At 66.5% G+C, this 1,305-nt stretch carries 1 protein-coding gene; it reads left to right on the plus strand.

Annotated elements, in window-relative coordinates:
• The first annotated feature begins 255 nt into the window (after positions 1-255).
• A complete protein-coding gene (locus ACFFF7_RS05955) occupies positions 256-1,284 on the plus strand; it encodes a transposase (RefSeq protein ID WP_379480469.1) in 1,029 nt (342 codons plus the stop codon).
• The last annotated feature ends 21 nt before the right edge of the window (positions 1,285-1,305 follow it).

Genomic DNA, 1,305 nt, shown 5'->3' on the forward strand with positions numbered 1-1,305 from the left:
GCGTCATGCCGGATGTCAAGGCGCCATGCAGCAGGACTTTACCCACATCTCCGTTTCGTGGTAAATCTCCCCTTGCGGGCGCAGCCCGTATCTGGTACCGGGGGTGATCCATGGACATGCTCAAGGTGGCCGAGGCCAGGCTCCAGGAGTTCACGGGCCGTTTTGCGAGCGTTTTCCCCCGATAAGCGCCTCCACCGACGGTTTGAAGAGGTGGTGCGGGGCGCCTTGGCCGCAGGCTCAGCCCGGGTGAGCGAGATGGTGGCCTCGCTCCCTTCTCCCCTCCAGAACCGCTTCCACCAGGCCAAAGCCCTTTACCGCTTCCTGTCCAACCCACGGGTGGAGGCAGAAGCCCTCCTTGACCGGGTCTATCAGGAGAGCGCGACTGCCCTGGAGGGTGAGGAGGTTCTGGTCCTCCTGGACCTGAGCCCGGTGGCCAAGCCCTATGCCCGGGCCCTGGAGGGGATAGCCCGGGTGGGGAAGGATAGGCGGCCCGGGTACGAGCTCCTCACCGCCCTGGGGTTGGACCCCGCGGGGCGGCTGGCCCTGGGGTACGCCCACCTGGTGGCCTACGGGGAGAGGGGGTTTGCCAGCCTGCCCAAGGAGGTGGAGGGAGCCATTGAGGCGGCCCGGGAGCGATTGGGGGGCGTGGGCAGGAGGCTGGTGTATGTGGCGGACCGGGGGTTTGACGACCGGAAGGTGTTTGGGCAGGTGCTGGCCCTGGGGGNGGCGAAGGTGGCTTCTTCCCTGGCCCTTCCCTGTGGGGAGGAGGTGGAGCTGAGGGTAGGGGGCAGGTACCAGCGGGTGCGGCTCCACTTCGGATGGAGGGAGGTGGAGGTGGAGGGGAGGCGGCTCCACCTGGTGGTCTGCCGGGTGCCAGCCCTGGGGCGGCGTGGGGAGTGGTGGCTACTGACCAGCTTGCCGGTGAGGGGGAGGGAGGAGGCGGCGCAGGTGGTGGAGGCGTACCGCAGGCGGTGGGAGGTGGAGCGGTTCTTCCGGCTTTTGAAGACGGGGCTGGGGCTTGAGACCTTCCAGGTGCGGGGGCTTGCCCGGATCCGGAAGGTGGTGGCGGTTTTGCTGGGGCTGGCGGTGTTCCTTTGGGAAGTTGAGCGGTTGGGGGATCCGTTCAAGGGGTTTCTTTTGCAGCTCGGGGGCAAGCTGGGGCTGCCCAGCGAGAGGGATGGTCCGTACCTGCTCCTGAGGGGCCTGGTTCGCCTGCTCAACTATGAAGTCACCCAAGAACTCTTGAAGCAGGCTAAGGGAGGGCGAGGAAGGAGTTTTGGGTAAAGCCCTGGTGTATGGGATTGA

The sequence above is a fragment of the Novosphingobium aquiterrae genome (assembly GCF_042434435.1).
Classification (GTDB): Bacteria; Pseudomonadota; Alphaproteobacteria; order Sphingomonadales; family Sphingomonadaceae; genus Novosphingobium; species Novosphingobium aquiterrae.